We start from the raw sequence: 24,809 nt of genomic DNA, 5'->3' as shown, positions 1-24,809 counted from the left end.
GGGTCAGCTCACACCAAAGCCGGAGCCCGCTCTTTGTCCGCCCCGGCCCCTGGTCCGGCCGGGCCCGCGCCCGGAGAGGTCCGCCCGGACCTGGTCGCGGTGCGCCGTCGCGGTGCGGGAACGGACCTCGCCCCCAATGCCTGACCCCCTCCTCCCGGCCGCCGGGGCACCCGCCCCGGCGGCCCTGGGCACGGCCGAGCTCCTGGAGCTCGACCGGCAGCACGTCTGGCACCCCTACGGGCCGATGCCCGGACGCCAGGAGCCACTGGTCGTCGCCGCCGCCTCCGGGGTCCGGCTGAAGCTCGCCGAACCCGCCGAGGGCCACGGCGAACTGGTCGACGGCATGTCCTCCTGGTGGTCGGCCGTCCACGGCTACAACCACCCGGTCCTCAACCAGGCCGTCACCGACCAGCTCGGCCGGATGAGCCACGTCATGTTCGGCGGGCTCACCCACGAGCCCGCCGTCCGGCTCGCCGCCCGACTGGTGGAGATCACCCCGCCGGGGCTGGAGCACGTGTTCCTGGCCGACTCCGGTTCGGTGGCCGTCGAGGTCGCCGTCAAGATGTGCCTGCAGTACTGGCAGTCCGTCGGCCGTGCCGGCAAGACCCGCCTGATGACCTGGCGCGGCGGCTACCACGGCGACACCTGGCAGCCCATGGCCGTGTGCGACCCCGAGGGCGGCATGCACGAGCTGTGGCAGGGACACCTGCCACGACAGGTGTTCGCGGACGTCCCGCCCGGCGGCTTCGACTCCGAGCCGGACCCCGCGTACGTGGCCCACCTGCGCTCCCTCATCGCCGAGCACGCCCACGAGCTGGCCGCCGTCATCGTGGAACCCGTGGTGCAGGGCGCCGGCGGCATGCGCTTCCACTCCCCCGCGTACGTGCGGGTGCTGCGCGAACTGTGCGACGAGTACGAGGTGCTGCTCGTCCTCGACGAGATCGCCACCGGCTTCGGCCGGACCGGCGCCCTCTTCGCCGCCGACCACGCCGGGATCACCCCGGACGTGCTGTGCGTGGGCAAGGCGCTGACCGGCGGCTACCTGACGCTGGCCGCCGCGCTGTGCACCACGCGGGTCGCCGAGGGGATCTCCGGCGGGGCCATGCCGGTGCTGGCCCACGGCCCCACCTTCATGGGCAATCCGCTGGCCTCCGCCGTCGCCCTGGCCTCCCTGGACCTGCTCCTGGAACAGGACTGGGCCCAGGAGGTCAAGCGGATCGAGGCCGGGCTGCGCGAGGGCCTGGCCCCGGCCGCCGCACTGCCCGGGGTCCGCGAGGTACGGGTCCTGGGCGCGATCGGCGTGGTGCAGCTGGACCACCCCGTCGACATGGCCGCGGCCACCCGCGCCGCGGTCCGCGAGGGCGTGTGGCTGCGCCCCTTCCGCGACCTCGTCTACGTCATGCCGCCCTACGTCACCTCGGACGCGGACGTGGCACGGATCTGCCGCGCGGTGTGCGCGGCCGCACGGGAAGGCTGAGCCCCGCATGAGCGTGGTGGTGGTGTCGGGGACCGGCACGGAGATCGGGAAGACCGTCGCGACCGCGGCGGTCGCGGCGGCGGCCCTCGCGGCGGGCCGCACGGTGGCGGTCCTCAAGCCCGCCCAGACCGGAGTGGGCCCGCAGGAGGCGGGGGACGTCGCGGAGGTGACCCGGCTGGCCGGGTCCGCGGTGACCGGCCTGGAACTGGCCCGTTACCCGGAGCCGTTGGCCCCGGAGCGGGCGGCGGCCCGGGCCGGGCTGCCGCCGGTGCGCCCGGCGGAGGTGGCGGCCGCCGCGGAGCGGCTGGACCGCGACCACGACCTGGTGCTCGTCGAAGGCGCGGGCGGGCTCCTGGTCCGCTTCGACTCCGAGGGCGGCACCCTCGCGGACGCCGCACGACTGCTCGGGGCGCCCGTGCTGCTGGTCGTACCGGCGGGACTGGGCACCCTGAACACGGCGGCCCTCACCGCCGAGGCCCTGGCCGCCCGCGGCCTGCGGAACCTCGGCCTGGTGGTCGGCAGCTGGCCCGGCTCCCCGGACCTGGCCGCCCGCTGCAACCTCGCCGACCTTCCGCTCGTCTCGGGCGCCCCGCTGCTGGGCGCCCTGCCCGAGGCCGCCGGGGCTCTGGAGCCGGCGGAGTTCCGGACCGGGGCCCCGGGCTGGCTGGCCCCCGAGCTGGGCGGCACCTGGTCCGCCGGTTCCTTCCTGGAGACCTGGGGCTGATCGCGGGGCGGCGGGTGGAGGGCCCAGCCGCCCGCCGTCCGCCGCCCGCTGCCCGCCGTCTGCTCCGCCGCGGAGCGCGACGAAGGAGCGGGCCGGACCCGGGAGGCACACCGGTCCCGTTCGCTCCGGGTCGGAACGGGTCGGGCGGCGACGCGCGGGGGAGACTGGAGGGGTCCCCCACCGATCCCCCGGGAGGCCCCCCGTGCCCCTGCGCCGCCACAGACCGCAGCTCCCGGGCGAGCCCGTGCACCATCCCCTGTTCGCCCGCTGCTACGCCCGGATGAGCGTGCGGGCCGACGCGCACGGCGGGATCGCGGCGCTCCGCGCCGAACTCCTGGACGGGCTGTCGGGCCGCGTGGTCGAGATCGGGGCGGGCAACGGCCTGAACTTCCCGCACTACCCGGGCACCGTCACGGACGTCCTGGCCGTGGAGCCGGAGCCGGTGCTGCGCCGGCTGGCGGAGCGCGCCGCGGACCACGTGACGGCACCGGTCCGGGTCGTGTCCGGCACCGCCGAGGCCCTGCCCGCCGCGGACGCCTCGTTCGACGCCGCCGTCTGCTGCCTGGTGCTGTGCACCGTCGGTGACCTGCCGCGCTCCCTCGCCGAGCTGCACCGCGTGGTGCGACCCGGGGGCGAGGTGCGGTTCTTCGAGCACGGCCTCGCGCCGGGGCCCGGCACGGCCGCCGTGCAGCGGGCCCTGGACCGCACCGTGTGGCCCCGGCTGTTCGGCGGCTGCCACACCGCCCGGGACGTCCTCGCGGCCCTGGAGGCAGCAGGCTTCGAGATCACCGCGCAGCGCGGGGTGCGGGTGCCCGAACGGGGCCCGGCCCTGCCCACCTCCTCCTGCGTCCTGGGCGCGGCCCGCCGCCCACCGGGCTGACCCGCCGCCCTCGGGTCCACGGAGGGGCAGACGGGAACCGGTCCGGCCGCGTGCGAGCACCGTGGGCCCGGCCGAGTCCCGGGCCACGCGTCCGGCCGCCCGTCCCGCCGGCCGTCGGACCCTCCCGCGCGCCCGGGGCCGGGGTCGGAGACCGATCCGTGCGCCCGGGGTCCGGACCGTGGAATCCGGTCGACCGGGGGCCGCACCGGGTGATGGGATGCCGCCATGGACGATCTTCACATCAGGCCCGCACGCCCCGACGAACTGCCTGCCGTCCTGGAGTTCTGGGCCGCGGCGGCCGAGGGCACCAGCATCAGCGACGACCTCGCGGGCGTGGCGGGCCTGGTCACCCGGGACCCGGGCGCCCTGCTGCTCGCGGAACGCGACGACCTTCTGGTCGGCACCGTGATCGCCGGTTTCGACGGCTGGCGGTGCCACCTCTACCGGCTGGCCGTGCATCCGGAGCAGCGTCGCCGCGGGGTGGCCACGGCCCTGCTGACCGCCGCGGAGGAGCGCTTCGTCGCCCTGGGCGGACGGCGCGGCGACGCCATGGTCCTGGACCGCAACGACCGCGCGCGGGCTGCCTGGCGGGCGGCGGGGTACACGCCCGAGGACCACTGGACCCGCTGGGTGAAGCCGCTCGCGCGCCGATCCCGGGACGTATGAGAAGAGGAGCGTGCCCGTGCCCCGGGTGAGCACCCGCGCCGCCGACGCCGCGCACGACACCGCCCCCTGGCCGATCATGGGACGGAGGTGAACCGATGACCGAACTGCTCCTGCTCCTCGTGGCGCTGCTGCTCTGCCTGGCCTGCGGCGTGTTCGTCGCGGCGGAGTTCTCGTTGACCACCGTCGAACGCCGCGCCCTCGAAGAGGCCGCCGAGCGCGGAGAGCGCGGCGCGGCCGGGGCCCTGTCCGCCGTGCGCAGCCTGACCTTCCAGCTCTCCGGCGCCCAGCTGGGCATCACCGTGACCGGCCTGGTGATCGGCATGATCTCCAAACCCTCGATCGCGGCCCTGCTCCAGGGCCCCTTCGAGGCCGTGGGGCTGTCCGCGGGGGCCGCTTCCTCCACCGCGCTCGTCCTGGGCACCGTGCTCTCGACCGTGGTGCTGATGGTGGTCGGCGAGCTCGTCCCGAAGAACTGGGCGATCTCCTCCCCCCTGGCGGTCGCCAAGCGGGTGGCCACGGCCCAGCGCGTGTTCACGGCCACCTTCCGGCCGCTCATCTCGCACCTGAACACCACCGCGAACCACCTGGTGCGCCGGCTCGGCATGGAGCCGGCCGAGGAACTGGCCTCGGCCCGGTCCCCGCAGGAGCTGGTGGCGCTGGCCCGGCACTCGGCGCGAGAGGGCGCCCTGGAGAAGGACACCGCGGAACTGTTCGTGCGGACCCTGAACCTCGCGGACCTGACCGCGGAGAACGTCATGACCCCCCGGGTGCAGGTCACCGCCCTGGAGGTGCAGGCCACCGCCGAGGACGTGGCCAACGCCACCCGGGCCACCGGCCTCTCCCGCTTCCCGGTCTACCGGGGCAACCTGGACACGGTGGTCGGCACCGTGCACATCAAGGACGTGCTGGCCGTGCCCGCGGAGGACCGGCCCCGACTGCCGGTCTCCCAGCTGCTGCGCGACCCCCTCCTCGTCCCCGAGTCCCTGACCGTGGACCGGCTGCTGGACCGGCTCTACGGCCGCCGGACCATGGCCGTGGTCATCGACGAGTACGGCGGGACGGCCGGGGTGGCCACCCTGGAGGACATCGTCGAGGAGGTGGTCGGAGAGGTCCGCGACGAGCACGATCCGCACGAGACCCCCGACCTGGCCCCCGCCGGCACGGACACCGAGGGCCGCGGGCTGTACTCCGCCGACGGCGCGGCCCGGACCGACCAGCTGGAGCGGATCGGCCTGCGGGTGCCCGAGGGGCCGTACGAGACCCTGGCCGGTATCGTGGCCGCCCGGCTCGGCCGGATCCCCGCCGTGGGCGACATCCTGGAGCTCGACGGCTGGCGGCTGGACGTGGTCGACGCCTCGGGCCGCCGCGCGGCCCGCGTCCTGCTGCACGCCCCCGCAGACGAACCCGCGGCGACGGACCCGCGCCGGGCCCGCGGGACCAGGTCCCGCGGGGGTACCGACACCGACGGACCCGACACGGGCGGGGCCGATACGGGCGGCGCCGACAGGGGCGGGCCCTCCGGCCCGACCCCGCCCGCCCCCGGGACGGACCGGGAGGGGAGGACCCGATGACCGCCCTGCAACTGCTGATCGGCCTCGCGACCCTCGTCGTGAACGCCTTCTTCGTCGGCGCCGAGTTCGCCCTCATCTCGGTGCGCCGCAGCCAGATCGAACCGCACGCCGAGCGCGGCGACCGGCGCGCCCACAGCGTGCTCTGGGCACTGGAGCACGTCTCGGCGCTGATGGCCGCCGCCCAGCTCGGGATCACCCTCTGCACCCTGGTGCTGGGCATCGTCGCGGAGCCCGCCATCGCCCACCTGCTCACCCCGCTGCTCGAAGCGGTGGGCGTACCGCACGGGCTGACCCACCCGATCTCCTTCGTGGTGGCCCTCGCCCTGGCCACGTACCTGCACATGCTCTTCGGGGAGATGGTGCCGAAGAACGTGGCCCTGGCCGAGCCCGTGCGCACCGCCCTGCTGCTCGGGCCGCCGCTGGTGACCCTGACCCGGGCGCTGCGCCCGGTGATCTTCACGGTGAACGCCTTCGCCAACGCCCTGCTGCGGCTGCTGCGGGTGGACGTGAAGGACGAGGTGAACGCCACCTTCTCGGACGACGAGCTGGCCCGCATCGTGCAGGATTCCAGCGACGCCGGGCTGATCGACGACCGGGCGAGCGAGCGGCTGCACGACGCACTGGAGCTCGGCCGTCGCCCCGTGATCGACGTGGTGCTGCCCGCGGACCGGGTGGTGATCGCCCGGGAGGGCATCAGCCCGGCGGGACTGGAACGGCTCTCCGCGGCGTCCGGGTACTCCCGCTTCCCGGTGCTCGGAGCCCAGGACCGGATCCTGGGCTACCTGCACGTGAAGGACACCCTGGACGCCTCGGACCGGCGCGAGGAGCCCTTCCCCGTGTCGGCGCTCCGCGCCATTGCGCAGGTCCGCGCGGACACCCCGCTGGACGACGTGCTCACCGCGATGCGGCGCAGCCGCACCCATCTGGCGGCCGTGCTCGGCGCGGACGGGGCGCTGACCGGTCTGGTGACGATGGAAGACGTGCTCCGCGAGCTGTTCGGGAACGCGCCGGCCGCCTGAGAGCCCCCGCGGTTCCCACCTGACGGGAGGGGGAACCGCGGGGTAACATCGCTCCGCCATGGAGATGAATGCGTCATACACCAGTCTTGTCGCGGTCGGGGACTCCTTCACCGAGGGGATGTCCGACCGCCTTCCGGACGGCTCCTACCGGGGCTGGGCCGACCTGCTGGCCGCCCGCCTCGCGGCCCGGGAGCCGGGCTTCCGATACGCCAACCTCGCGGTCCGCGGCAAGCTCATCGGCCAGATCGTCGAGGAGCAGGTGGACGCCGCCGCGGCCATGAAGCCGGACGTGATCACGCTGGTCGGCGGGCTGAACGACACCCTCCGCCCGTCCTGCGACATGGGGCGGGTGACCGCGCTGCTGGAGGAGGCCGTGACCCGGCTGGCGCCGGCCTGCCGGCAGCTGGTGCTGATGCGTTCCCCGGGCCGCCGAGGACCGGTGATGGAACGCTTTCGGCCCCGCGTGGAAGAGCTCTTCTCCTTCGTGGACACCCTGGCCGCCCGGCACGGCGCCCTGGTGGTGGACCTGTACGGGTCCGAGGCCCTGGGCGACCCCCGCATGTGGGACGTGGACCGCCTGCACCTGACCGCCGAGGGCCACCGCCGGGTCGCCGAGGCCGTCTGGCAGACCCTCGGGCTGCCCGCGGAGGACGACTGGCGGGCCCCGCTGCCGCCCTCGGTCCCCGCCGGCTGGACCTCGCGGCGGACCAGCGACCTCCGCTTCGCCCGGGAGCACCTGGCCCCCTGGATCGGCCGCCGCCTGACCGGCCGCAGCTCCGGGGACGGCCGCCCGCCGAAGCGTCCCGAGCTGCTGCCCTTCGAGTCACCGCTCTCGTAGATAGCCACAAGCGGGGGCGGGGCGCTGGCCTGCGTGAATCGACAGTAGAATCCGTACACGTGACAGCCAAGCCCCGCATCCCCAATGTCCTGGCCGGCCGCTACGCCTCCGCGGAGCTCGCCGTCCTGTGGTCCCCCGAGTACAAGGTGACGCTGGAGCGTCGGCTGTGGCTCGCCGTGCTGCGCGCCCAGAAGGACCTCGGTATCGAGGTGCCCGAGGCCGCCCTGGCCGACTACGAGCGCGTCCTGGAGCAGGTCGACCTCGCTTCCATCGCGGAGCGCGAGAAGGTCACCCGGCACGACGTGAAGGCCCGCATCGAGGAGTTCAACGCCCTCGCCGGCCACGAGCACGTCCACAAGGGCATGACCTCGCGCGACCTCACCGAGAACGTCGAGCAGCTTCAGATCCGCCTCTCCCTGGAACTGGTCCGCGACCGCACCGTCGCCGTGCTGGCGCGCCTGGCCAAGCTGTCGGGCGAGTACGCCGAGCTGGTCATGGCCGGCCGCTCCCACAACGTGGCCGCGCAGGCCACCACCCTGGGCAAGCGCTTCGCGACCGCCTCCGACGAGCTGCTCGTGGGCTACGCCCGGCTGGAGGACCTCCTCTCCCGTTACCCGCTGCGCGGCATCAAGGGCCCGGTGGGCACCGCGCAGGACATGCTCGACCTCCTCGGCGGCGACGCGTCCAAGCTCGCCGAGCTGGAGCAGCGCATCGCCTCGCACCTGGGCTTCTCCCAGGCCTTCACCTCGGTGGGCCAGGTCTACCCCCGTTCCCTCGACTACGACGTGGTCACCGCCCTGGTGCAGCTGGCGGGCGCTCCCTCCTCCCTGGCGAAGACGATCCGCCTGATGGCGGGCCACGAGCTGGTCACCGAGGGCTTCAAGCCCGGCCAGGTCGGCTCCTCGGCCATGCCCCACAAGATGAACACCCGCTCCTGCGAGCGTGTGAACGGCCTCATGGTCATCCTGCGGGGCTACGCCTCGATGACCGGCGAGCTGGCCGGCGACCAGTGGAACGAGGGCGACGTGTCCTGCTCCGTGGTCCGCCGGGTGGCCCTGCCCGACGCCTTCTTCGCCTTCGACGGCCTGCTGGAGACCTTCCTCACCGTCCTGGACGAGTTCGGCGCCTTCCCGGCCGTCGTCGCCCGCGAGCTGGACCGCTACCTCCCCTTCCTGGCCACCACCAAGGTCCTGATGGGTGCCGTGCGGGCCGGTGTGGGCCGCGAGGTGGCCCACGAGGTCATCAAGGAGCACGCGGTGGCCTCGGCCCTCGCGATGCGGGAGCAGGGCGCCGAGCGCAACGAGTTGCTCGACAAGCTCGCCGCGGACGAGCGGATCCCGCTGGACCGCGCGCAGCTGGACGCCCTGATGGCGGACAAGCTCTCCTTCACCGGTGCCGCCGGCGACCAGGTCGCCACGGTCATCGCCCGGATCGAGGAGATCGCCAAGCAGCACCCGGAGGCCGCCGGGTACGTTCCGGGGTCGATCCTCTGACCCCCGAAGAGCTTGCCGCCGCCCGTGACCGCGTCCTCCCGGACGTGGTCGCGGGCGGTCTGCGCGTGCTGTTCTGCGGGATCAACCCGGGGCTCCTGTCGGCCGCGACGGGCCACCACTTCGCCCGTCCCGGCAACCGCTTCTGGCCGGTCCTGCACCTGTCCGGCTTCACCCCGCGTCGTCTGGCCCCGGCTGAGCAGGAGGAACTGCTCTCCTACCGGCTGGGCATCACGAACGTCGTGGCCCGCGCCACGGCCCGGGCCGACGAGCTGACCGCCGAGGAGTTCCGCGAGGGCGGGCGGATCCTCACGGAGAAGGTGGCACGGCTCCGGCCGGAGTGGCTGGCCGTGGTCGGCGTGACCGCCTACCGCACCGCCTTCGGTGAGCGGAAGGCGGTGATCGGCCCGCAGGAGCGGACCATCGGGGAGACCCGCGTCTGGGCCCTGCCCAACCCCAGCGGACTCAACGCCCACTGGACGGCCGAGACCATGGCGGAGGAGTACGGCCGGCTCCGCGCGGCCGCTACGGCGGATCCACGGTCGTGACCGCGGCGGTCAGCCCGTGTCCCCACCCCGCGCCCCAGTCGGTGGCGCAGACCGCCACATAGCGCTCCGTCACCCACCAGAGCTGCGCGTGGTCCGAGCCCTGGCACAGCTCCCGCCAGGGCTCGGGCACCGCCGCCGCCTCCGGCGCTTCGGAGAAGACCCGGTCCCTCACCCCGAGGAACGGGAGGACCTGCGGAGGGCCCCACCTCCCGGTGAGCGCCCCCACCAGCGCCGCGTACTCCGCGGAGACCTGTTCCCTCCGCTCCTCCTCGCGCCCCGGATCCTCCTGGCCCGCCGGATCCTCGTCCGCGCCGTACGACGGGCTTCCCGCGGGAAGCGCGACCAGGTGGTAGCCCGGACCGCTCCGCGCCCCGTACGACCCGCGGTGCTCCCCCGGGAAGGGGAGCTCCCGCAGCCGGTCGATCGCGTCGAGTTGCAGTCCGGTGGTCATGCCGTCAGTAAACCCCGCAGGACTGACAACTGGCCCGGGGTCAGGCGTCCCGACAGCGGACCGCCACCCAGCCCGCGAGGAGGGCCGTCAGCGCCCACAGCGCCGTGACGCCCAGCCCCGTCCACGGTCCCAGGGAACCGGGCGGGGTCTGGTGCAGGACGACCTGTCCCGCCCGGTCCGGCAGGTACTGCGCCGCACCGCCCGCCACCTCGCCGATGACGAAGGGCAGGATGAGGAGGAAGGGTATGAGGAGGCCGAGCACCGCGGCGCCGCTGCGCAGCAGCGCGGTGAGTCCTGCGGCCAACAGCGCCATCAGCATCAGGTACAGCCCGCTCCCGAACACGGCGCGCAGCGCTCCGGGGTCGTCGAGGGCCAGGGCGTGGTCGCCCATGAGGGCCTGCCCGCCGAGGAAGGCGGCGAAGCCCGTCACGGTGCCCGTGCCCAGGGCGGCCGCGGCGATCACGGTGGTCTTCGCGAGGTAGAAGCGCGTGCGGTCGGGGACGGCGCTCAGGGACACCCGCAGGGCGCCGTTGTGGAACTCGGCGGCGAAGGCCGTGGCTCCGAACGCGACGGCGGCCACCTGGCCGAAGTTGATGCCGAAGAAGGCGCCGAGGAGGAGGTCAGCCCCGGGCTCGGCCGCTTCGGCCTCGCCCACGCTGCCCGCCACGAGCAGGGTGATCGCGCAGGTCACCAGGAGCACGGCGAGGAGGGAGCCGACGCAGGCCCGCAAGGACCGTATCTTGATCCACTCGGAGTGGAGGACGGGAACGGTGACGGTGCTCATGCGCGGGCCTCCCGGGCACGGATCGGGCCGTCGGCACGCACCGACGGGTCGGCGGGGTCTGCGGGGTCGGCGGCGAACGGGGTGTCCCCCGCGGTCAGGTCGAGGTAGGCCCGTTCCAACGAGGCCCTTTCGTCGGTCAGTTCCAGGACGGGGACACCCGCCTGGGCGGCCAGCGCTCCCAGTTCCTCGGCCCGTATGCCCTCCACGGACCAGCTCCCTTCCGGGCCTTCGGTGAGGCGGTGCCCCGCGTGGGCGAGGGCCGCGGAGAGTCCGCTGGGGTCGGTGGTGCGGATCCGGGCGCGGGGCGGACTGTGCGCGTCGATGAACGCGTGCATCGGCACGTCGGCGAGGAGTCTCCCCCGGCCCAGCACCACGAGGTGGTCGGCCGTCGCCGCGGTCTCGGCCATGAGGTGGCTGGAGACGAGGACGGTGCGCCCCTCGGCGGCGAGTCGGCGGACCAGCTTCCGGGCCCAGACGATCCCTTCGGGGTCGAGTCCGTTGGCGGGCTCGTCGAGGATGAGGACCGGTGGGTCGCCGAGCAGGGCCGCTGCGATCCCGAGGCGTTGGCGCATGCCCAGGGAGTACGTCTTGATCCGCCGGCCGGCCACCGCGGCGAGGCCCGTCTCCTCCAGTACGGCCCGCACCCTGATCTTCGGGAGCCGGGCGGCGACGGCGAGGGCCAGGAGGTGGTCCCGCCCCGTCCGCGATCCGTGGGCGGCCTGGGCGTCGAGCAGGGCGCCCACCTCCCGGAGGGGGTCCCGCAGCGCCGTGTAGGGACGGCCCCCGATGCCGGTTCGGCCGGAGTCGGGGCGGTCCAGGCCCATGACGAGGCGGAGCGTGGTGGACTTGCCCGCCCCGTTGGGACCGAGGAAGCCGGTGACCCGGCCGGGCCGCACGGTGAAGTCGAGGGCGTCGACGGCCCGCCGGGAACCGTAGGTCTTGGTGAGGTCTCGAACGTCGATGGTGTTCATGGCCCCAGGCTCCCCCGGCGCCCCACCTGCCCTCTTCCCCCTCCCGGGGGGACCGTCTCCCCCGTGCGGGGGAGACGCCGGACCCGGGGCCGCCGGCACGATGGCCGCATGTCCCGACTCTTCCGTGCCCCGCTCCACCCGGTCACCTGGTCACGCTGGGTGCACCTGGTGGTGCCGCTCCTCGCCCTCGCGGTGTGGATGTTCATCGCCCCGGACGCCCCGTGGGTGGTGGCCCTCCTCGTGGCACCGTTCGGGCTGGTGCCGTGGATGCGGTTGGCCGAAGGGGTTCAGGCCCGCTTCCTCCTCACTCCTCAGGAGTCGGCGGAGGCGGGGCACACCATATCCGCCGCCCCGGCGGCCAGTTGGGGCGACCGGTGGCGCACGGTGCTGTGGATGGAGATACGGCTCGTGTTGGCGACGGTCGCGGTCGGCGCCTCGGTCTGGCTGCCCACACTGACGGTGGACCTGGTCGCGGCCGGTGTCTCCGGCGGGGCCGGATCCGGCAGCGTGGTGCCGCCGTGGCTGCCGCCGTGGGCGGCGCTCGCGCTCGCGCCGCTGCCCCTGATGGTCCTGCTCGCGATCGTCGTGGTGCTGGGGGAGGTCGTGACCCGCATTGCCCGGATGCTGCTGGGCCCCTCGGCTCGGGAGCGACTGACCGTCCTGGAGGCCCGGACGGAACAGCTCCTGGAACGGGCCCGGATCGCGCGGGAGTTGCACGATTCCATCGGCCATGCCCTGACCGTCGCCGTCATCCAGGCGGGTGCGGCCCGGGCCGCCGGGGATCCCGCCTTCACCGACCGGGCGCTCGGTGCCATCGAGGAGACCGGTCGGGCCGCTCTGGAGGACCTGGAGCGGGTGCTGCTGGTGCTCCGGGAATCGGGGCAGCCGCCCTCCAAGGGGCCCACCCTGGCGGAAGCGGACCGGTTGTTGGAGTCGGCGCGCGGTTCCGGTTCACAGGTGGAGGCGGAGCTGTCAGGGCCGGTGGAGCGGCTGCCCGGTCCGGTGAGCAGGGAGGGGTATCGCATCCTCCAGGAGTCCCTGACGAACGTCCTGCGGCACTGCGGGCCCGTCCCCGTACGGGTGAGGATCCATGTGGCCGACGAGGAGCTGGAGATGGAGGTGAGGAACGCGATGCCGGGTGGGGTCGAGTCCCTGGCGGGCGGTGGGAGCGGGCTGCGCGGCATCCGCGAACGGGCCGCGCTGCTGGGCGGGGTGGCGCGGACCGGGCTCGAAGAGGGCGAGTGGAGGGTGCACGCCCGGCTTCCGTTGGAGCGCATACCCTGACCGCATGACCTCCGTTCTCCTCGTCGACGACGAACCGCTGGTCCGGGCCGGGCTCCGGGCGGTCCTGGAGGCCCAGCCCGACCTCACGGTCGTCGGCGAGGCGGCCGACGGGGCGGCCGTCGTCCCGCTGGTCCGGTCCCTGCGGCCCGATGTGATCGCCATGGACGTCCGGATGCCCCTGCTGGACGGCATCGAGGCCACGCGGGCCGTCCTGCGGTCGGTGCACTCCCCACCCAAGATCATCGTCGTGACCACCTTCGAGAACGACGAGTACGTCTACCAGGCCCTGCGGGCAGGTGCGGACGGGTTCCTGCTGAAGCGGGCCAGGCCCGCAGAGATCGTGCACGCGGTGCGGCTGGTGGCCGAGGGCGAGACCCTGCTGTTCCCGGCGGCGGTCCGCTCCCTGGCCGCGGAGTACGGGAACAGGGCGGCCCGACAGTCCCTGGAACGGGCGGCCCTCACGGAACGGGAGGAGGCGGTGCTGAGACTGATGGCGCGGGGCATGTCCAACGCGGAGATCGCCAAGGAGATGTACGTGGGGGCGGAGACGGTCAAGAGCCACGTCAGCTCGGTGCTCGCGAAACTCGGCGCCCGGGACCGCACCCAGGCCGTGATCGCGGCCTACGAGTCGGGTTTCGTGGCCCCGGCCTGAAGGCCGGGCACCCCTGCTCCTCGCCGCAGTCGCCCGGGCGCAGTACGATCCGGCTGAACAGGTGCACGAGCTGGGAGGACACACGTTGGGGCAGCTGACCGGCGGGGATCCTTCTCTGCTCCGGCGGATCAATTCCGCCGTCGTGCTGCGCGCGCTGCGCGCGGCGGGTTCACCGACCCTCACCGACCTGACTCGGGTGACCGGTTTGTCCCGGCCCACCGTGGAGGGGGTCGTGGAGGGACTGATGGCCTCGGGGCTGGTGGTCGAGGCGGTGGCCGAGGAAGGCACCCGAAGACAGGGACGTCCCGCCCGCAGGTTCCGGTTCCGGACCGAGGCGGGGCACCTCCTGGGCATCGAGATCGGTTCGCACCGGGTGGCGGCGCTGTTGTCCGGCCTGGACGGGCGGGTCATCGGCGCCGGCACCAAGGAGGTGGCGGAGACCGCGTCCGCGGACGAGCGGCTGGAGAAGGTGCGGGCGACCGTGGCGGACCTGCTGCGGCGGGCCGGCGTTCCTCGGGACTCGCTGCGGGCCGTCGGCGTGGGCAGCCCGGGAATCGTCGAGGCCGACGGCACGGTCCGGCTGGGCACGGCCCTGCCCGGTTGGACGGGGCTGCCGCTGGGCGAGCGGCTGCGCCGCTCCTTCCGGTGCCCGGTCCACGTGGAGAACGACGCGAACGCCGCGGCGGTCGCCGAGCACTGGAAGGGGGCCGCGCAGGACACCGACGATGTGGTGTTCGTCATGGCGGGCCTCAGTCCGGGCGCGGGCTCCCTGATCGGCGGGCGGCTGCACCGCGGGTTCGGCGGGGCCGCCGGGGAGATCGGGGCCCTGCACCTGCTGGGCCGGGACGTCACCCCGGAACGCCTGCTGTCCACCACCGAGGAGCCGCTGCACCCACTGGACGAAGCGGCCGTGGCGAAGGTCTTCGCGGAGGCCCGGCGGGGAGACGAGCACGCCGTGGCCGCGGTGGAGCGGTTCATCCAGCGCCTCGTGCACGACGTGGCCGCGCTGGTCCTGGCCATCGACCCCGAGCTGGTCGTGGTCGGCGGCTGGGCGGCGGGCCTGGACGGGGTCCTGGACCCGCTGCGGCAGGAGCTCTCCCGCTACTGCCTGCGCCCGCCCCGGGTGTCCCTCTCCCTCCTCGGCGAGGCCGCCGTGGCGACGGGCGCCCTGCGGCTGGCCCTGGACCACGTGGAGGAAGAGCTCTTCGCCGTGGAGAAGACGGTCACGGCACGCCGGTAGCCGGCGGCCGTCGGGACCTGGAGGCCGGGGGCCAAGCGGGCAAGCGGGCAAGCGGGCAAGCGGGCAAGCGGGCAAGCGGGCAAGCGGGCAAGCAACGCTCCCACCCGGCCGGGTGGGCCCGATACCGGCCCCCGGCCGGTCTGCCGGCCGACCGGGGTGTGGGGGAAGGCGGGTTTCGAGGTGCTGGTGGCCGGTGCGGTGGGCACGGCGCCGGGAAGGCGGGGAAGCGACCCGGTCGCGTGCGGGCCCCACGTCCGGGCCCAGGTCGGGGCCCGGGGCCCGGCGGGGCAGCTGTCGGAAGGCCGCGGAGGCCGGTACGGCGCGCCACACCATCGGCGGCGTGGGGCCGGGGAGCGCCTTGGTGAGGGTCGGTACGCCGGGCGCGGGCTCCGGATCCGGCCCGACTTCGGACCTCCTCCTCCCCGGACACGGCTGTGCCCTGTGGTCCACCGGGGGTGGGGAGCACAGGGCACGGGCGCCGGGTGGGTCAGGAGGCGCGGGCGGGGGCGTCTTCGTGGATCTCGACGTCACCGGAGGCGCCGAAGGTGAGGCGGCAGGTGTCGGCCCGGTAGGTGGCCACCGAGACGGCGGCGGTGCCCTCGGGGCCGAAGTAGCGGGTGGTGACCAGGAGCACCGGGGCGCCGGGGAGGCGGTCCAGCTCCTTGGCGTCGTCGGCGCGGGCGGAGCCCAGCTCGACGGCGCGGTCCTGGCCCAGCAGCTCCGCGCGCTGGAGCTCGCGCAGCACGGCGCGGGCGCGGGCCGGTCCGGCGGGGGCGTCTATGCCGGAGAGACCGGGCACCGAGGTGCCGGGGACGTACAGCAGCTCGGCGGCCACCGGCTGGCCGTGGGTGACGCGGGTGCGCCGCACGACGTGGACCTGGTCCGAGGCGGTGAGTCCGAGGATCCGGGCCACCGCGGTCGGGGCCGGAGCCTCCGTGGCGTCCACCGGCTGCCAGCCGTCGCCGGCCTCGCCGGGCCAGCTGTGGCGGGCGGTGCCCACGTCGACGCCCACCCGGGGCGGGGCGACGGTGGTGCCGACGCCGCGGCGGCGCTGCAGACGGCCTTCGAGTTCGAGCTGCTCCAGCGCCTGGCGCAGCGTGGCACGGGCGACGCCGAAGCGCGCCGCGAGCTCACGTTCGTTCGGCAGGACCTCGCCCACGGCGAAGTCCTGGTCGAGCGCCTCGCTGAGCACGGTCTTGAGGTGCCAGTACTTCGGCTCCGGCACCGATTCGAGCTGCGTGGTCCCCACCCTGACTCCTCCTGCTGGCCCGTGATCCAGCGGCAGTTCCGCGCCTTTATTTATTAAAGGTTCCTTCACTAACTCTGCCGACCATAGGGGGGCGCAACCCCTTGGTCAAGACCAATGGTCATACCTTTGCCGGGCACTCTGGGCATACGTATCGAGCCGTTCACAGGATGTTCTTGTGGAGTGCAAAGGCCCCGCAACGGGCTGCGCCCCGCGTCACAGGGGACACGGGGCGCAGTCCGGTTACACGAGCACACCGACGGTTCAGGCAGCGATCAGCGCCAGCTTGTCCGGATTTCGCAGGATGTAGACGCACTGGATTCGGCCGTCGTGAACATCGAGCTGGAAGACGCTGTCGGGCTTGTCCCCGGAGAAGACCACGGCGGCCGGGGCCCCGTTGAGCTCCATGATCCGGAAGGACATGTCGGGGACCGGCTTGGCCGCCGCGCCCAGCAGGAAACGGCCGACCTTGTCCGCGCTCTCGATGATCCGCAGGGGTGCCCGGGACTTGCCGCCGCTGTCCCCGACGAGTCGGGCGTCGGGGGCGAGCAGGGACATGAGCCCGTCGAGGTCCCCGCCGCCCGCGGCCGCGAGGAAGCCCTCGGTAAGGGCCTGCTGCTGGACGGGGTCCACGTCGAAGCGGGGCTTGCGGTCTTCCACGTGCCGTCGGGCGCGGGCTCCGAGCTGTCGCACGGCCGGTTCGGCGCGCCCCAGACTGGTGGCGATCTCCGCGTACGAGAAGCCGAAGGCCTCGCGGAGGACGAAGACGGCGCGCTCCAGTGCGGACAGGGATTCGAGGGTGACCAGCAGGGCCAGGGAGACGGACTCCGTCATGACGGCCCGTTCGGCGCCGTCCGGCACGGTCTCCGCGAAGTCGGTGGCGAGGGGTTCGGGGAGCCAGGGGCCCACGTACGCCTCGCGGCGGGCCTGGAGCTGACGGAGGCGGTCGACGGCGAGGCGGGTGGTGATCCGGACGAGGTAGGCGCGCGGTTCGCGCACTTCCGCCCGGTCTGCGCCGGTCCATCGAAGCCATGCCTCCTGCACCACGTCCTCGGCGTCGGCCACGCTGCCGAGCATGCGGTAGGCCACGCCGGTGAGCAGGGAGCGGTGTTCTTCGAACGGATCGGTGACGGTGTCCATGGGCATCCCTCCATCCTCCCCCTTGAAGTCAAACTACCCGACGGTAATGATTGTTGACGGGGCGTCTACCGGCCGGTTCCGGACGCTGTGGCGCCCTGCTTCACCCCCGCGTGCGGACCCTCGTACGCCCGTCCGGCCCTCTCCGGCCCCCTCCGGACCGCGTCGGCCCACGCGCCCCGGACCGGGTCCGGCGGCACGCGGGTCCGGACCCGGTTCGGAACCGGGTCCGGACCGGGGCCAGCGCACCCGTCCCGTGTCCCTTCCGTCCCGACGTCCCGAGGAGCAGCCGCATGGCCGCCACCGTCTCCTTCCCGGTCGATTCCCCGGCCGGGCCGCGCACCACGACCGCCTCCTACGAACGGCTCGGCTCGGGCGGGGAACCGTTGCTCCTGCTCCACGGCATCGGCCACCACCGACAGGCCTGGCACCCGGTCTCGGAGATCCTGGCGACCGAGTACGAGGTCTACGCGGTGGACCTCCCCGGCTTCGGCGACTCCGCCCCGCTGCCCGAGGGGGTGCCGTACGACCTGCGCGCCATGGCCCGCGGCCTCGGTTCGCTCAGCTCGGCGCTCGGGCTGGACCGGCCGCACGTGGCGGGCAACTCCCTTGGCGGCCTGCTCGCCCTGGAACTCGGCCGGGCGGGACTGGTCCGCTCGGTGACGGCCCTGTCGCCGGCCGGGTTCTGGAGCGAGGCGGAGCGCCGCTACGCCTTCGGCGCGCTGCGCGCCATGCGGACGGGGGCGACGGCCCTGCCGGTACCGGCGCTGGAGCGGCTCTCGCGCAGCGCGCTGGGCCGGGCCGCGCTCACCGGCACGATCTACGCGCACCCCGGGCGGCGCGCTCCGGAGGCGGTGCGGGCCGAGTCCCTGGCGTTGCGGACGGCCACCGGTTTCGAGCAGACGCTGGCGGCCGGGCGCGGGGTACGGGTCACCGAGGACGTGCCGGGGCTGCCGGTGACGGTGGCCTGGGGCAGCCGGGACCGACTGTTGTTGCCCCGTCAGGGGGTGCGCGCCAAGCGGGCGATCCCCGGGGCGCGGCTGGTGCGGCTGCCCGGCTGCGGACACGTGCCGATGCACGACGACCCGGCGCTCGTCGCCAAGGTCATCCGCGACACGGTCCGTTCGGCTGCCGTGCCCGCCTGATACCCCGCGCGGACCGTCCGCCCGAACCTCCAGCCGGACGTCCACCCGGCAGAAGGCCGGCGCGGACGCCCCGCACGGACCTCGCGCCGCACCAGGCACCGGACCCCGCGACCGGACGGCCCGCCCCGATCACCCGCCCCCAACCGCTCGCCCCGATCACCCGCCCCCGATCGCCCGTGCCGCCGTGCGGGGGCACGGGCCGTCCGGGGCCACGGGCCGTCCGGCGGCCGTTCACCCGCGGTTCGCACGGCCTTCGCGGGGCGGGGCGGGGGCGCCGCCAGACTGGGCGTCCCCGCTCTCCGGAGGCGCACCGTGTCGCAGTCCCGTCCCGTCGACGGCCCTCCCGCCCAGGGCCGTCCCACCACCGACCGCACCGCCGCCGGCCTCCACGGCGACGGCCCCACCGGCGGGCCCACCACCGACCGCACCGGCCGCGGCCCCGACCGCCGCGCCCTGCTGCGCGGTTCGCTCGCCGCCGGCGGGGTGCTGGCCCTGCCGCCGGCCCTCGCGGCCGGCGGCACGCTCCTCGCCCCGCCCGCCCTGGCGCTCACCGGGCGGCCGCAGGCCCTGTGGGGCACCCAGACCGGGGCGGTGACGGCGCATTCGGCGCTGGTGTGGGTGCGGTCCGACCGTCCCGCGCGGATGTGGGTGGAGACCTCGCCGACGGAGAACTTCCGGTACGGGGTGCGGCGCCACCGGGGCCCGCTGCTCGGCCCGGCCACGGACTTCACCGGCACCACCGCCGTCCACGGGCTGCCCCCGGGCACGCAGGTGCACTACCGGGTGCTCCTCGCCGACCCCGCGGACCCTCGGCGCACCGGGCAGCCCGTGCGCGGCACCTTCCGCACGGTGCCGGTGCGCCGCCGCGACGGGGTGCGCTTCCTGTGGTCCGGGGACCTGGCCGGACAGGGCTGGGGCATCAACCCCGAGCGCGGCGGCTACCGGGTCTTCGAGGAGATGCGCCGCCTGGACCCGGACTTCTTCCTGTTCAGCGGGGACACCGTGTACGCCGACGGGCCGGTACAGCCGAGCGTGACCCTGCCCGACGGCCGGATCTGGCGGAACGTCACCACCGAGGCGAAGTCCAAGGTGGCGGAGACCCTGGAGGAGTTCCGGGGCAACTTCCGCTACAACCTCCTCGACGCGAACCTGCGCTCCTTCCAGGCACAGGTGCCGGTGGTGGCGCAGTGGGACGACCACGAAGTGCGCAACAACTGGTACCCGGGCCAGCTGCTGGAGGATCCGCGGTACGCGGTCAAGGAGGTGGACGTGCTGGCGGCCCGCGCCCGGCGGGCCTTCGGGGAGTACTTCGCCGCCCCGGGGCCGCTCCCGACGGACGGCGGGACCCTCGGCGCGACCGGTGCCGGGACGGCCGGCGGGGTCGGGGACGCGGGCCGGATGCACCGGGTGGTGCGGCACGGTCCGCTGCTCGACGTGTTCGTCCTCGACATGCGGACCCACCGCGACCCCAACTCTCCGAACCGGCAGGACTCCGATCCCGTCGGCATCCTCGGCGCCGCCCAGCTGGAGTGGCTGAAGCGGGAACTGTCCCGCTCTCGGGCGGTGTGGAAGGTGCTCGCGGCGGACATGCCGTTGGGCATCGTGGTGCCGGACGGGGCCACCGACTTCGAGGCGGTGGCCCAGGGCGATCCGGGCGCGCCGTTGGGGCGCGAGCTCCAGATCGCCGAACTGCTGAGGTTCGTCAAGCACCGGCGGATCACCGGGACGGTCTGGCTGACCGCCGACGTCCATCACACCTCCGCCCAGCACTACCGGCCGGAGCGGGCGGCGTTCGGGGACTTCGCCCCCTTCTGGGAGTTCGTCTCCGGGCCGATCGGCGCGGGCGGCTTCCCGGCGGGACAGCTCGACGCCACCTTCGGCCCGGAGCGGGTGTTCGTCAGCTCCGCTCCGCGCGCGAACATGTCGCCCGCCGAGCACCCGCCGTACTACGGCGAGGCCGAGATCGACGGGGACAGCGGGGAACTGACGGTCCGCCTGCGCAGCGAGGGCGGCGCCGTCCTGTTCTCCCGCACCCTCCAGCCGGGCCGGGTCGGCCAGTAGCCGGACGGCGACGACCGGGGCACGGGACCGGACCGCACTCCCACAGTCCCGCCTCCCGCCTCCGGGCTCCGGGCCGAACCCGCCCCCCTGGCCTGCCTGCCACCTCACCCCCACCGCGCCCCACCCCCACCTCCACCCCGGGAAACCTCCATGAAAACCGGACGAAACCGAGCAGATCGACGCTTAACCCATCGGTCACAAGACGTTCGTGATCACGCAATACCGCTCGACCACAGTGGTGTGCATGACTGAGCAGAACTCTCCCGGATCCGCCCGCCCCGTCACCCGCCCCGCCGTCGGTGCCTCCGCCGCGCCCCGACGTGCCCGCCGCCACCACTGGCGCCGCGACGTGGTCGAACTCGCCGCGCTGTTCGTGGCGGTGGCCGTGGCCGACGCCGTGGCCAACACCATCGCCCACGGTCCGGACGGGCCGGTGCTGCTGCTCTGCTCCGCCCTGGTGCTGCTGACCACGGCCGCCTTCCACACCTGGTGGGCCCGCCGCCACAGCCACGCACCCCCGCTGGCCCCTCCCCCGGACCCCACCGGGCCCGCCGTCGGCGCGACCCGGGGAACCTCGGACAAGCCGGCCGCGCTCTGGCGGATGCGGACCACCGTGCGCGACGAGCCGGGCAGCCTCGCTACGCTGTGCACGGCCCTCGCCGGACAGGGCGTGGACATCCTCACCCTCCAGACGCATCCGCTGGCCGAGGGCACCGTGGACGAGTTCCTGCTCCGGGCCCCGCAGTCCCTGACGGCCGCCGAGCTGACCCGGGCCGTGGCCCGCGCCGGCGGGCACAGCACCTGGACCGAGCGGGCAGACGCGCACGACCTGGTCGACGCGCCCACCCGGATCCTGGGACTGGCCACCCGCACCGCCCTCGACGCCGCCGAACTGCCCCTCGCCCTGCGGCAGCTGCTGGGCCGCTGCACCATCCACTCGCTGCCCGCCACGACCCTGTCCGGCCGTCCCACCGGACTCGACGCCCCGGTGGAGGGCGTCCTGGAGACCACCGTGATGCGGCTGCGCGATCCGGCGGGCGGGGTCATCACCGTCGAGCGCCCCTACCTGCCCTTCACCCCGACCGAGTTCGCCCGGGCCCGCGCCCTGGTCGAGCTGGACGCCCGACTCGGACCCCGCGTACCGCGCAGCGAGGACGTCCTGACCCTGCCCGAGGGCAACGAGATCACCGTGCGCCGCGCCGACCCCACCGACCTGACGGCGGCCCGCGCGATGCACGACCGCTGCTCCCCGCGCACCCTCGGGCTGCGCTACCACGGCCCGGTCGCCGACGCCGACCGCTACCTGGGGCACCTGCTGAGCCCGCGGTTCGGCCGGACCCTGGCCGCCACCACCGCCTCCGGGCGCCTGGTCGCCCTCGGCCACCTGCTCTGGGACGGGGACGAGACCGAGGTGGCCCTGCTCATCGAGGACGACTGGCAGCGCCGCGGCATCGGCTCGGAGCTGCTGCGCCGTCTCGTCGACCAGGCCGTCGAGGCCGGGTGCGACAGCGTCTACGCCGTCACCCAGGCGTCCAACACCGGGATGGTGGCCGCGATGCGGGGGCTCGGCCTGCCGCTCGACTACCAGATCGAGGAGGGCACGCTGGTGATCACGGCCCGGCTCGACACCGCCGCGGCGCCCTCCCGGGTGCCCGGGGCCGGCCCGACCCCGTGGACGGGCCCGTCAGGTCGCTGAGCTCGGACGGTGGTGACGTGGGGCCTTTCTTCGTACGAAGATGGCCCCATGTCAGTTTCCCACCCCGGCAGCCAGCTGCCCCGCCAGGTCGCCGACGCCTACGTCGACGACCTCGTCGCCCTCGACCCCCTCACCGGCACCTACCTCGGCGTCGCGGAGAGCTCCTCGAAGCTGCCCGACTTCTCGCCCGCCGGTCGGGCCGCCCTCGCGGACCTGGCCCGCACCACCCTGGAGAAGCTGGCGGCCGCGGAGGCCCTGCCCGGCGCGGACAGCGACGCCGAGCGCCGCTGCGCCCGGCTGCTCCGCGAGCGGCTGACCGCCGAGCTGGCGGTGCACGAGGCCGACGAGGACCTCATGGCCGTCAGCAACATCCACTCGCCCGTGCACTCGGTGCGGGAGATCTTCACCCTCACCCCGGCGGAGACCGAGGCGGACTGGGCGGCCATCGCGGAGCGCCTGCGGGCCGTCCCCGACGCCTTCGCGGGATACCGGGCCTCCCTGGAACTGGGCCTGGAGCGCGGTCTGTACGGGCCGCCCCGTCCCACCGCCGTGTTCGTGGAGCAGCTGGGCTCCTGGGCGGGCGAGGCCGAGGGACCGGCTTTCTTCGAGGAGTTCGCCGCCCGCGGCCCGGCGTCGCTGCGGGCCGAGCTGGACGCGGCGGCGGCCGGTGCCACCGCGGCCGTGGTGGAGCTGCGCGACTGGATGGCCGGCACGTACGCGCCGGCCGTCGCGGGCCGCCCGGACACCGTGGGCCGGGAGCGGTACGCCCGCTGGTCCCGCTACTTCAACGGCACCGACCTGGACCTGGACGAGGCGTACGCCTACGGCTGGTCCGAGTACCACCGGCTGCTCGGCGAGATGAAGGCCGAGGCCGCCAAGATCCTGCCCGGCGCCGGCCCCTGGGAGGCGCTGGCCCACCTGGACGAGCACGGCACCCACATCGAGGGCGTGGACGAGGTCCGCACCTGGCTCCAGGGCCTGATGGACGAGGCCGTGGAGGCGCTGGACGGCACCCACTTCGAGCTGGCCGAGCGGGTCCGCCGGGTGGAGTCGCGGATCGCCCCGCCCGGCGGCGCGGCGGCCCCGTACTACACCAGCCCCTCGGAGGACTTCTCCCGGCCGGGCCGGACCTGGCTGCCGACCATGGGCGCCACCCGCTTCCCCGTGTACGACCTGGTCTCCACCTGGTACCACGAGGGCGTCCCGGGTCACCACCTGCAGCTCGCGCAGTGGGTGCACGTGGCCGACCGGCTCTCCCGCTACCAGGCGACCGTCGGCATCGTCAGCGCCAACGCCGAGGGCTGGGCGCTGTACGCCGAGCGCCTGATGGACGAGCTGGGCTTCCTCAAGGACGCCGAGCAGCGGTTGGGCTACCTGGACTGCCAGATGATGCGGGCCTGCCGGGTCATCGTGGACATCGGCATGCACCTGGGTCTGGAGATCCCCGCGGACTCGCCCTTCCACCCGGGCGAGACCTGGACCCCGGACCTGGCGCAGGAGTTCTTCGGCCTGCACAGCGGCCGGCCCGCGGACTTCGTGGCCAGCGAGCTGACCCGGTACCTGTCGATGCCGGGCCAGGCGATCGGCTACAAACTGGGCGAGCGGGCCTGGCTGCTGGGCCGGGACCGGGCGCGCGCGGCCCACGGCGAGTCCTTCGACCTGAAGTCCTGGCACATGGCCGCGCTGTCGCAGGGTTCCCTGGGCCTGGACGACCTGGTGGACGAGCTGTCCAAGCTCTGACCGGGCCGTCGGCCGGACCCGGTGACCGGCCGGTCGGCGTGACGAGCCGGACCCCGTGACGGACCGACGGGCCACCCGCCTCCTCCCGAGGCGGGCGGCCCGTCGGCCGTCGGCGCGGGGCGCGGTCAGCAGCCGCAGTCGTCCGCGTCCACCGGGGAGGTCAGCGGGTCGGCCTGCTCGCGCTGCTGCGGGCCCTGCCAGGTCTCCACCTCGAAGCCCTCCCGGATCCAGTACTCGATGCCGCCGAGCATCTCCTTCACCTGGTAGCCGAGTTCGGCGAGGGCGAGGGCGGCGCGGGTGCCGCCGTTGCAGCCCGGTCCCCAGCAGTACGTGACGACCGGCACCGCCTTGTCGAGCAGCCGCTCGGCCTGCTCGGGGACGAGCGCGGTGGGCAGGTGGATCGCGCCGGGCACGTGCGCCTGGTCCCAGGAGGGGGTGGAACGCGAGTCCACCAGGACGAAGCCCAGCTCGGCGCCCTGCTCGCGGTGGGCCTTGAAGGCGGCGGCGACGTCGGACACGTCGGCGTGGAAGGCCAGGCTCGCGGCGAAGTAGGCGGCGGCCGCGGCCGGGGAGGCCGGGGGCACCCGCAGGACGGGGTTGGCGGTGGTCTGGGGCGCGGTGTGCTGCGTCGTCGTCATGGCAGGAAATCTACGGTCGAAGATCATCCCCGGGAAGTGGGTTTCCCCGGCGTATCACTTGTTGGACCACCGATTCCCCTGCTATTCCTGGGGTATGAGCGGCTATTCCCCTGACGCCACCGACTGGCGCATCCTGGAGGCCCTGCAACGCGACGGCCGGGCGAGTTTCGCCGAGCTGGCCCGCGCGGTGGCCATGTCCCCGAGTGCGGTGACCGAGCGGGTGCGGCGCCTGGAGGAGGCGGGCGTGATCACCGGGTACACGGCCGTCGTGGACCCGGAACGCCTGGGCAAACCGATCATGGCGCTGGTCCGGCTGCGCTACCCGCACGGCAACTACAAGCCCTTCCACGACCTCCTGGACTCCACCCCCGAGGTCCTGGAGGCCCACCACATCACGGGCGACGACTGCTTCGTGCTCAAGGTGACGGCCCGCTCCATGGGGCACCTGGAGGAGATCACCGGCCGGATCTCCGGGCTCGGTTCCGTGACCACGAACGTGGTGTACTCCTCCCCGCTGCCCCGGCGACCGCTCAGCCCCTGAGGCCCGCACC

23 protein-coding genes and 1 pseudogene are annotated in these 24,809 nt (G+C 74.4%); 18 read left to right on the top strand and 6 right to left on the bottom strand.

From position 1 onward, the window contains the following. The 10 genes and pseudogenes from ABTZ17_RS20520 to mug form a co-directional block, all read left to right on the top strand. A pseudogene (locus ABTZ17_RS20520) lies at nt 1-144 on the top strand (biotin synthase BioB); the annotation flags it as partial. Beyond that, nucleotides 137-1,477 carry an adenosylmethionine--8-amino-7-oxononanoate transaminase gene (locus ABTZ17_RS20515; protein ID WP_352197086.1) on the top strand — a complete coding sequence of 447 codons (1,341 nt, stop codon included), beginning with the start codon at nt 137-139 and terminating at the stop codon, nt 1,475-1,477. The pseudogene ABTZ17_RS20520 and the gene ABTZ17_RS20515, both read left to right, overlap by 8 nt. A 7-nt stretch (nt 1,478-1,484) precedes the next feature. Then, on the top strand, nt 1,485-2,201 hold the full coding sequence (bioD, locus tag ABTZ17_RS20510) for a dethiobiotin synthase (RefSeq protein ID WP_352197085.1): 717 nt from the start codon (nt 1,485-1,487) through the stop codon (nt 2,199-2,201). A gap of 280 nt (nt 2,202-2,481) precedes the next feature. Further along, nucleotides 2,482-3,081: a class I SAM-dependent methyltransferase gene (locus ABTZ17_RS20505; protein ID WP_352197090.1), complete on the top strand. Its 600-nt coding sequence runs from the start codon at nt 2,482-2,484 to the stop codon at nt 3,079-3,081. 225 nt (nt 3,082-3,306) lie between these two features. Then, entirely contained in the window at nt 3,307-3,747 is a 441-nt protein-coding gene (locus ABTZ17_RS20500) for a GNAT family N-acetyltransferase (protein ID WP_352197084.1), read from the top strand. A 95-nt stretch (nt 3,748-3,842) separates the two neighbouring features. Further along, entirely contained in the window at nt 3,843-5,318 is a 1,476-nt protein-coding gene (locus ABTZ17_RS20495) for a hemolysin family protein (RefSeq protein ID WP_352197083.1), read from the top strand. Next, nucleotides 5,315-6,337 (top strand): hemolysin family protein, encoded by a 1,023-nt coding sequence (locus ABTZ17_RS20490; protein WP_352197082.1) that lies wholly within the window; start codon nt 5,315-5,317, stop codon nt 6,335-6,337. Before ABTZ17_RS20495 ends, ABTZ17_RS20490 begins: the two co-directional genes overlap by 4 nt. A gap of 58 nt (nt 6,338-6,395) precedes the next feature. After that, complete coding sequence (locus ABTZ17_RS20485; RefSeq protein WP_352197081.1) at nt 6,396-7,175, top strand: SGNH/GDSL hydrolase family protein; 780 nt, start codon at nt 6,396-6,398, stop codon at nt 7,173-7,175. A gap of 59 nt (nt 7,176-7,234) precedes the next feature. Then, nucleotides 7,235-8,668, top strand: a complete 1,434-nt coding sequence (purB, locus tag ABTZ17_RS20480) for an adenylosuccinate lyase (RefSeq protein WP_352197080.1) — start codon at nt 7,235-7,237, stop codon at nt 8,666-8,668. Next, a complete protein-coding gene (mug, locus tag ABTZ17_RS20475) occupies nt 8,665-9,213 on the top strand; it encodes a G/U mismatch-specific DNA glycosylase (protein WP_352197089.1) in 549 nt (182 codons plus the stop codon). Before purB ends, mug begins: the two co-directional genes overlap by 4 nt. On the opposite strand, the gene ABTZ17_RS20470 is transcribed toward mug, so the two are convergent. From ABTZ17_RS20470 to ABTZ17_RS20460, 3 genes are read right to left on the bottom strand one after another with little or no spacing between them, the layout of a single operon-like run. Further along, nucleotides 9,191-9,664: a hypothetical protein gene (locus ABTZ17_RS20470; protein WP_352197079.1), complete on the bottom strand. Its 474-nt coding sequence runs from the start codon at nt 9,662-9,664 to the stop codon at nt 9,191-9,193. The two genes, mug and ABTZ17_RS20470, sit on opposite strands and share 23 nt — an antisense overlap. Nucleotides 9,665-9,704: 40 nt before the next feature. Beyond that, nucleotides 9,705-10,448 (bottom strand): ABC transporter permease subunit, encoded by a 744-nt coding sequence (locus ABTZ17_RS20465; RefSeq protein WP_352197078.1) that lies wholly within the window; start codon nt 10,446-10,448, stop codon nt 9,705-9,707. Then, nucleotides 10,445-11,419 carry an ATP-binding cassette domain-containing protein gene (locus tag ABTZ17_RS20460; protein WP_352197077.1) on the bottom strand — a complete coding sequence of 325 codons (975 nt, stop codon included), beginning with the start codon at nt 11,417-11,419 and terminating at the stop codon, nt 10,445-10,447. Before ABTZ17_RS20460 ends, ABTZ17_RS20465 begins: the two co-directional genes overlap by 4 nt. Before the next feature lie 108 nt (nt 11,420-11,527). Here ABTZ17_RS20460 and ABTZ17_RS20455 point away from each other — a divergent pair, with 108 nt between their 5' ends. The 3 genes from ABTZ17_RS20455 to ABTZ17_RS20445 all read left to right on the top strand — a co-directional run bounded on the left by ABTZ17_RS20455 (nt 11,528) and on the right by ABTZ17_RS20445 (nt 14,595). After that, complete coding sequence (locus ABTZ17_RS20455; RefSeq protein WP_352197076.1) at nt 11,528-12,703, top strand: sensor histidine kinase; 1,176 nt, start codon at nt 11,528-11,530, stop codon at nt 12,701-12,703. Between the two features lie 4 nt (nt 12,704-12,707). Continuing rightward, complete coding sequence (locus ABTZ17_RS20450; protein ID WP_352197075.1) at nt 12,708-13,355, top strand: response regulator; 648 nt, start codon at nt 12,708-12,710, stop codon at nt 13,353-13,355. Nucleotides 13,356-13,440: 85 nt separating this feature from the next. Next, a complete protein-coding gene (locus ABTZ17_RS20445) occupies nt 13,441-14,595 on the top strand; it encodes an ROK family transcriptional regulator (protein ID WP_352197088.1) in 1,155 nt (384 codons plus the stop codon). A gap of 487 nt (nt 14,596-15,082) precedes the next feature. Here ABTZ17_RS20445 and ABTZ17_RS20440 read toward each other — a convergent pair whose 3' ends face one another. Both ABTZ17_RS20440 and ABTZ17_RS20435 read right to left on the bottom strand, forming a co-directional pair. Next, entirely contained in the window at nt 15,083-15,844 is a 762-nt protein-coding gene (locus ABTZ17_RS20440) for a GntR family transcriptional regulator (protein ID WP_352197074.1), read from the bottom strand. Nucleotides 15,845-16,105: 261 nt separating this feature from the next. After that, nucleotides 16,106-16,987: an RNA polymerase sigma-70 factor gene (locus ABTZ17_RS20435; RefSeq protein ID WP_352197073.1), complete on the bottom strand. Its 882-nt coding sequence runs from the start codon at nt 16,985-16,987 to the stop codon at nt 16,106-16,108. A 284-nt stretch (nt 16,988-17,271) separates the two neighbouring features. On the opposite strand from ABTZ17_RS20435, the gene ABTZ17_RS20430 reads away from it, so the two are divergent. The 4 genes from ABTZ17_RS20430 (at nt 17,272) to ABTZ17_RS20415 (ending at nt 23,620) form a co-directional block, all read left to right on the top strand. Continuing rightward, the gene (locus ABTZ17_RS20430) at nt 17,272-18,123 is read left to right on the top strand and encodes an alpha/beta fold hydrolase (protein ID WP_352197072.1); all 852 of its coding nucleotides are present in this window, start codon (nt 17,272-17,274) and stop codon (nt 18,121-18,123) included. A gap of 453 nt (nt 18,124-18,576) precedes the next feature. Further along, a complete protein-coding gene (locus ABTZ17_RS20425; protein ID WP_502994762.1) occupies nt 18,577-20,184 on the top strand; it encodes an alkaline phosphatase D family protein in 1,608 nt (535 codons plus the stop codon). A 244-nt stretch (nt 20,185-20,428) separates the two neighbouring features. Beyond that, nucleotides 20,429-21,880, top strand: a complete 1,452-nt coding sequence (locus tag ABTZ17_RS20420) for a GNAT family N-acetyltransferase (protein ID WP_352197071.1) — start codon at nt 20,429-20,431, stop codon at nt 21,878-21,880. A 48-nt stretch (nt 21,881-21,928) separates the two neighbouring features. Beyond that, entirely contained in the window at nt 21,929-23,620 is a 1,692-nt protein-coding gene (locus ABTZ17_RS20415) for a DUF885 domain-containing protein (protein ID WP_352197070.1), read from the top strand. A 125-nt stretch (nt 23,621-23,745) separates the two neighbouring features. Here the strand turns inward: ABTZ17_RS20415 and ABTZ17_RS20410 are convergent, their stop codons facing one another. Then, nucleotides 23,746-24,258, bottom strand: a complete 513-nt coding sequence (locus ABTZ17_RS20410) for a rhodanese-like domain-containing protein (protein ID WP_352197069.1) — start codon at nt 24,256-24,258, stop codon at nt 23,746-23,748. A gap of 94 nt (nt 24,259-24,352) precedes the next feature. On the opposite strand from ABTZ17_RS20410, the gene ABTZ17_RS20405 reads away from it, so the two are divergent. Beyond that, a complete protein-coding gene (locus tag ABTZ17_RS20405) occupies nt 24,353-24,799 on the top strand; it encodes an Lrp/AsnC family transcriptional regulator (RefSeq protein ID WP_352197068.1) in 447 nt (148 codons plus the stop codon). Nucleotides 24,800-24,809: the final 10 nt, after the last annotated feature.

Origin of the sequence: Streptomyces sp. NPDC097619, from assembly GCF_040302735.1 — a bacterium.
Taxonomy (GTDB): Bacteria; Actinomycetota; Actinomycetes; order Streptomycetales; family Streptomycetaceae; genus Streptomyces.
Note: the sequence above shows the minus strand (reverse complement) of the source record. Positions and strands in the feature narration are given on the sequence as shown.

Coding starts and splice junctions, on each gene's coding strand:
- ABTZ17_RS20505 (WP_352197090.1), top strand. CDS start 2,482: ATGAGCGTGCGGGCCGACGCGCACGGCGGGATCGCGGCGCTCCGCGCC.
- ABTZ17_RS20410 (WP_352197069.1), bottom strand. CDS start 24,258: ATGACGACGACGCAGCACACCGCGCCCCAGACCACCGCCAACCCCGTC.
- ABTZ17_RS20420 (WP_352197071.1), top strand. CDS start 20,429: ATGACTGAGCAGAACTCTCCCGGATCCGCCCGCCCCGTCACCCGCCCC.
- ABTZ17_RS20500 (WP_352197084.1), top strand. CDS start 3,307: ATGGACGATCTTCACATCAGGCCCGCACGCCCCGACGAACTGCCTGCC.
- ABTZ17_RS20485 (WP_352197081.1), top strand. CDS start 6,396: ATGGAGATGAATGCGTCATACACCAGTCTTGTCGCGGTCGGGGACTCC.
- ABTZ17_RS20515 (WP_352197086.1), top strand. CDS start 137: ATGCCTGACCCCCTCCTCCCGGCCGCCGGGGCACCCGCCCCGGCGGCC.
- ABTZ17_RS20470 (WP_352197079.1), bottom strand. CDS start 9,664: ATGACCACCGGACTGCAACTCGACGCGATCGACCGGCTGCGGGAGCTC.
- ABTZ17_RS20430 (WP_352197072.1), top strand. CDS start 17,272: ATGGCCGCCACCGTCTCCTTCCCGGTCGATTCCCCGGCCGGGCCGCGC.
- ABTZ17_RS20490 (WP_352197082.1), top strand. CDS start 5,315: ATGACCGCCCTGCAACTGCTGATCGGCCTCGCGACCCTCGTCGTGAAC.
- ABTZ17_RS20495 (WP_352197083.1), top strand. CDS start 3,843: ATGACCGAACTGCTCCTGCTCCTCGTGGCGCTGCTGCTCTGCCTGGCC.
- ABTZ17_RS20455 (WP_352197076.1), top strand. CDS start 11,528: ATGTCCCGACTCTTCCGTGCCCCGCTCCACCCGGTCACCTGGTCACGC.
- bioD (WP_352197085.1), top strand. CDS start 1,485: ATGAGCGTGGTGGTGGTGTCGGGGACCGGCACGGAGATCGGGAAGACC.
- ABTZ17_RS20405 (WP_352197068.1), top strand. CDS start 24,353: ATGAGCGGCTATTCCCCTGACGCCACCGACTGGCGCATCCTGGAGGCC.
- ABTZ17_RS20435 (WP_352197073.1), bottom strand. CDS start 16,987: ATGCCCATGGACACCGTCACCGATCCGTTCGAAGAACACCGCTCCCTG.
- ABTZ17_RS20460 (WP_352197077.1), bottom strand. CDS start 11,419: ATGAACACCATCGACGTTCGAGACCTCACCAAGACCTACGGTTCCCGG.
- ABTZ17_RS20450 (WP_352197075.1), top strand. CDS start 12,708: ATGACCTCCGTTCTCCTCGTCGACGACGAACCGCTGGTCCGGGCCGGG.
- ABTZ17_RS20465 (WP_352197078.1), bottom strand. CDS start 10,448: ATGAGCACCGTCACCGTTCCCGTCCTCCACTCCGAGTGGATCAAGATA.
- ABTZ17_RS20415 (WP_352197070.1), top strand. CDS start 21,929: ATGTCAGTTTCCCACCCCGGCAGCCAGCTGCCCCGCCAGGTCGCCGAC.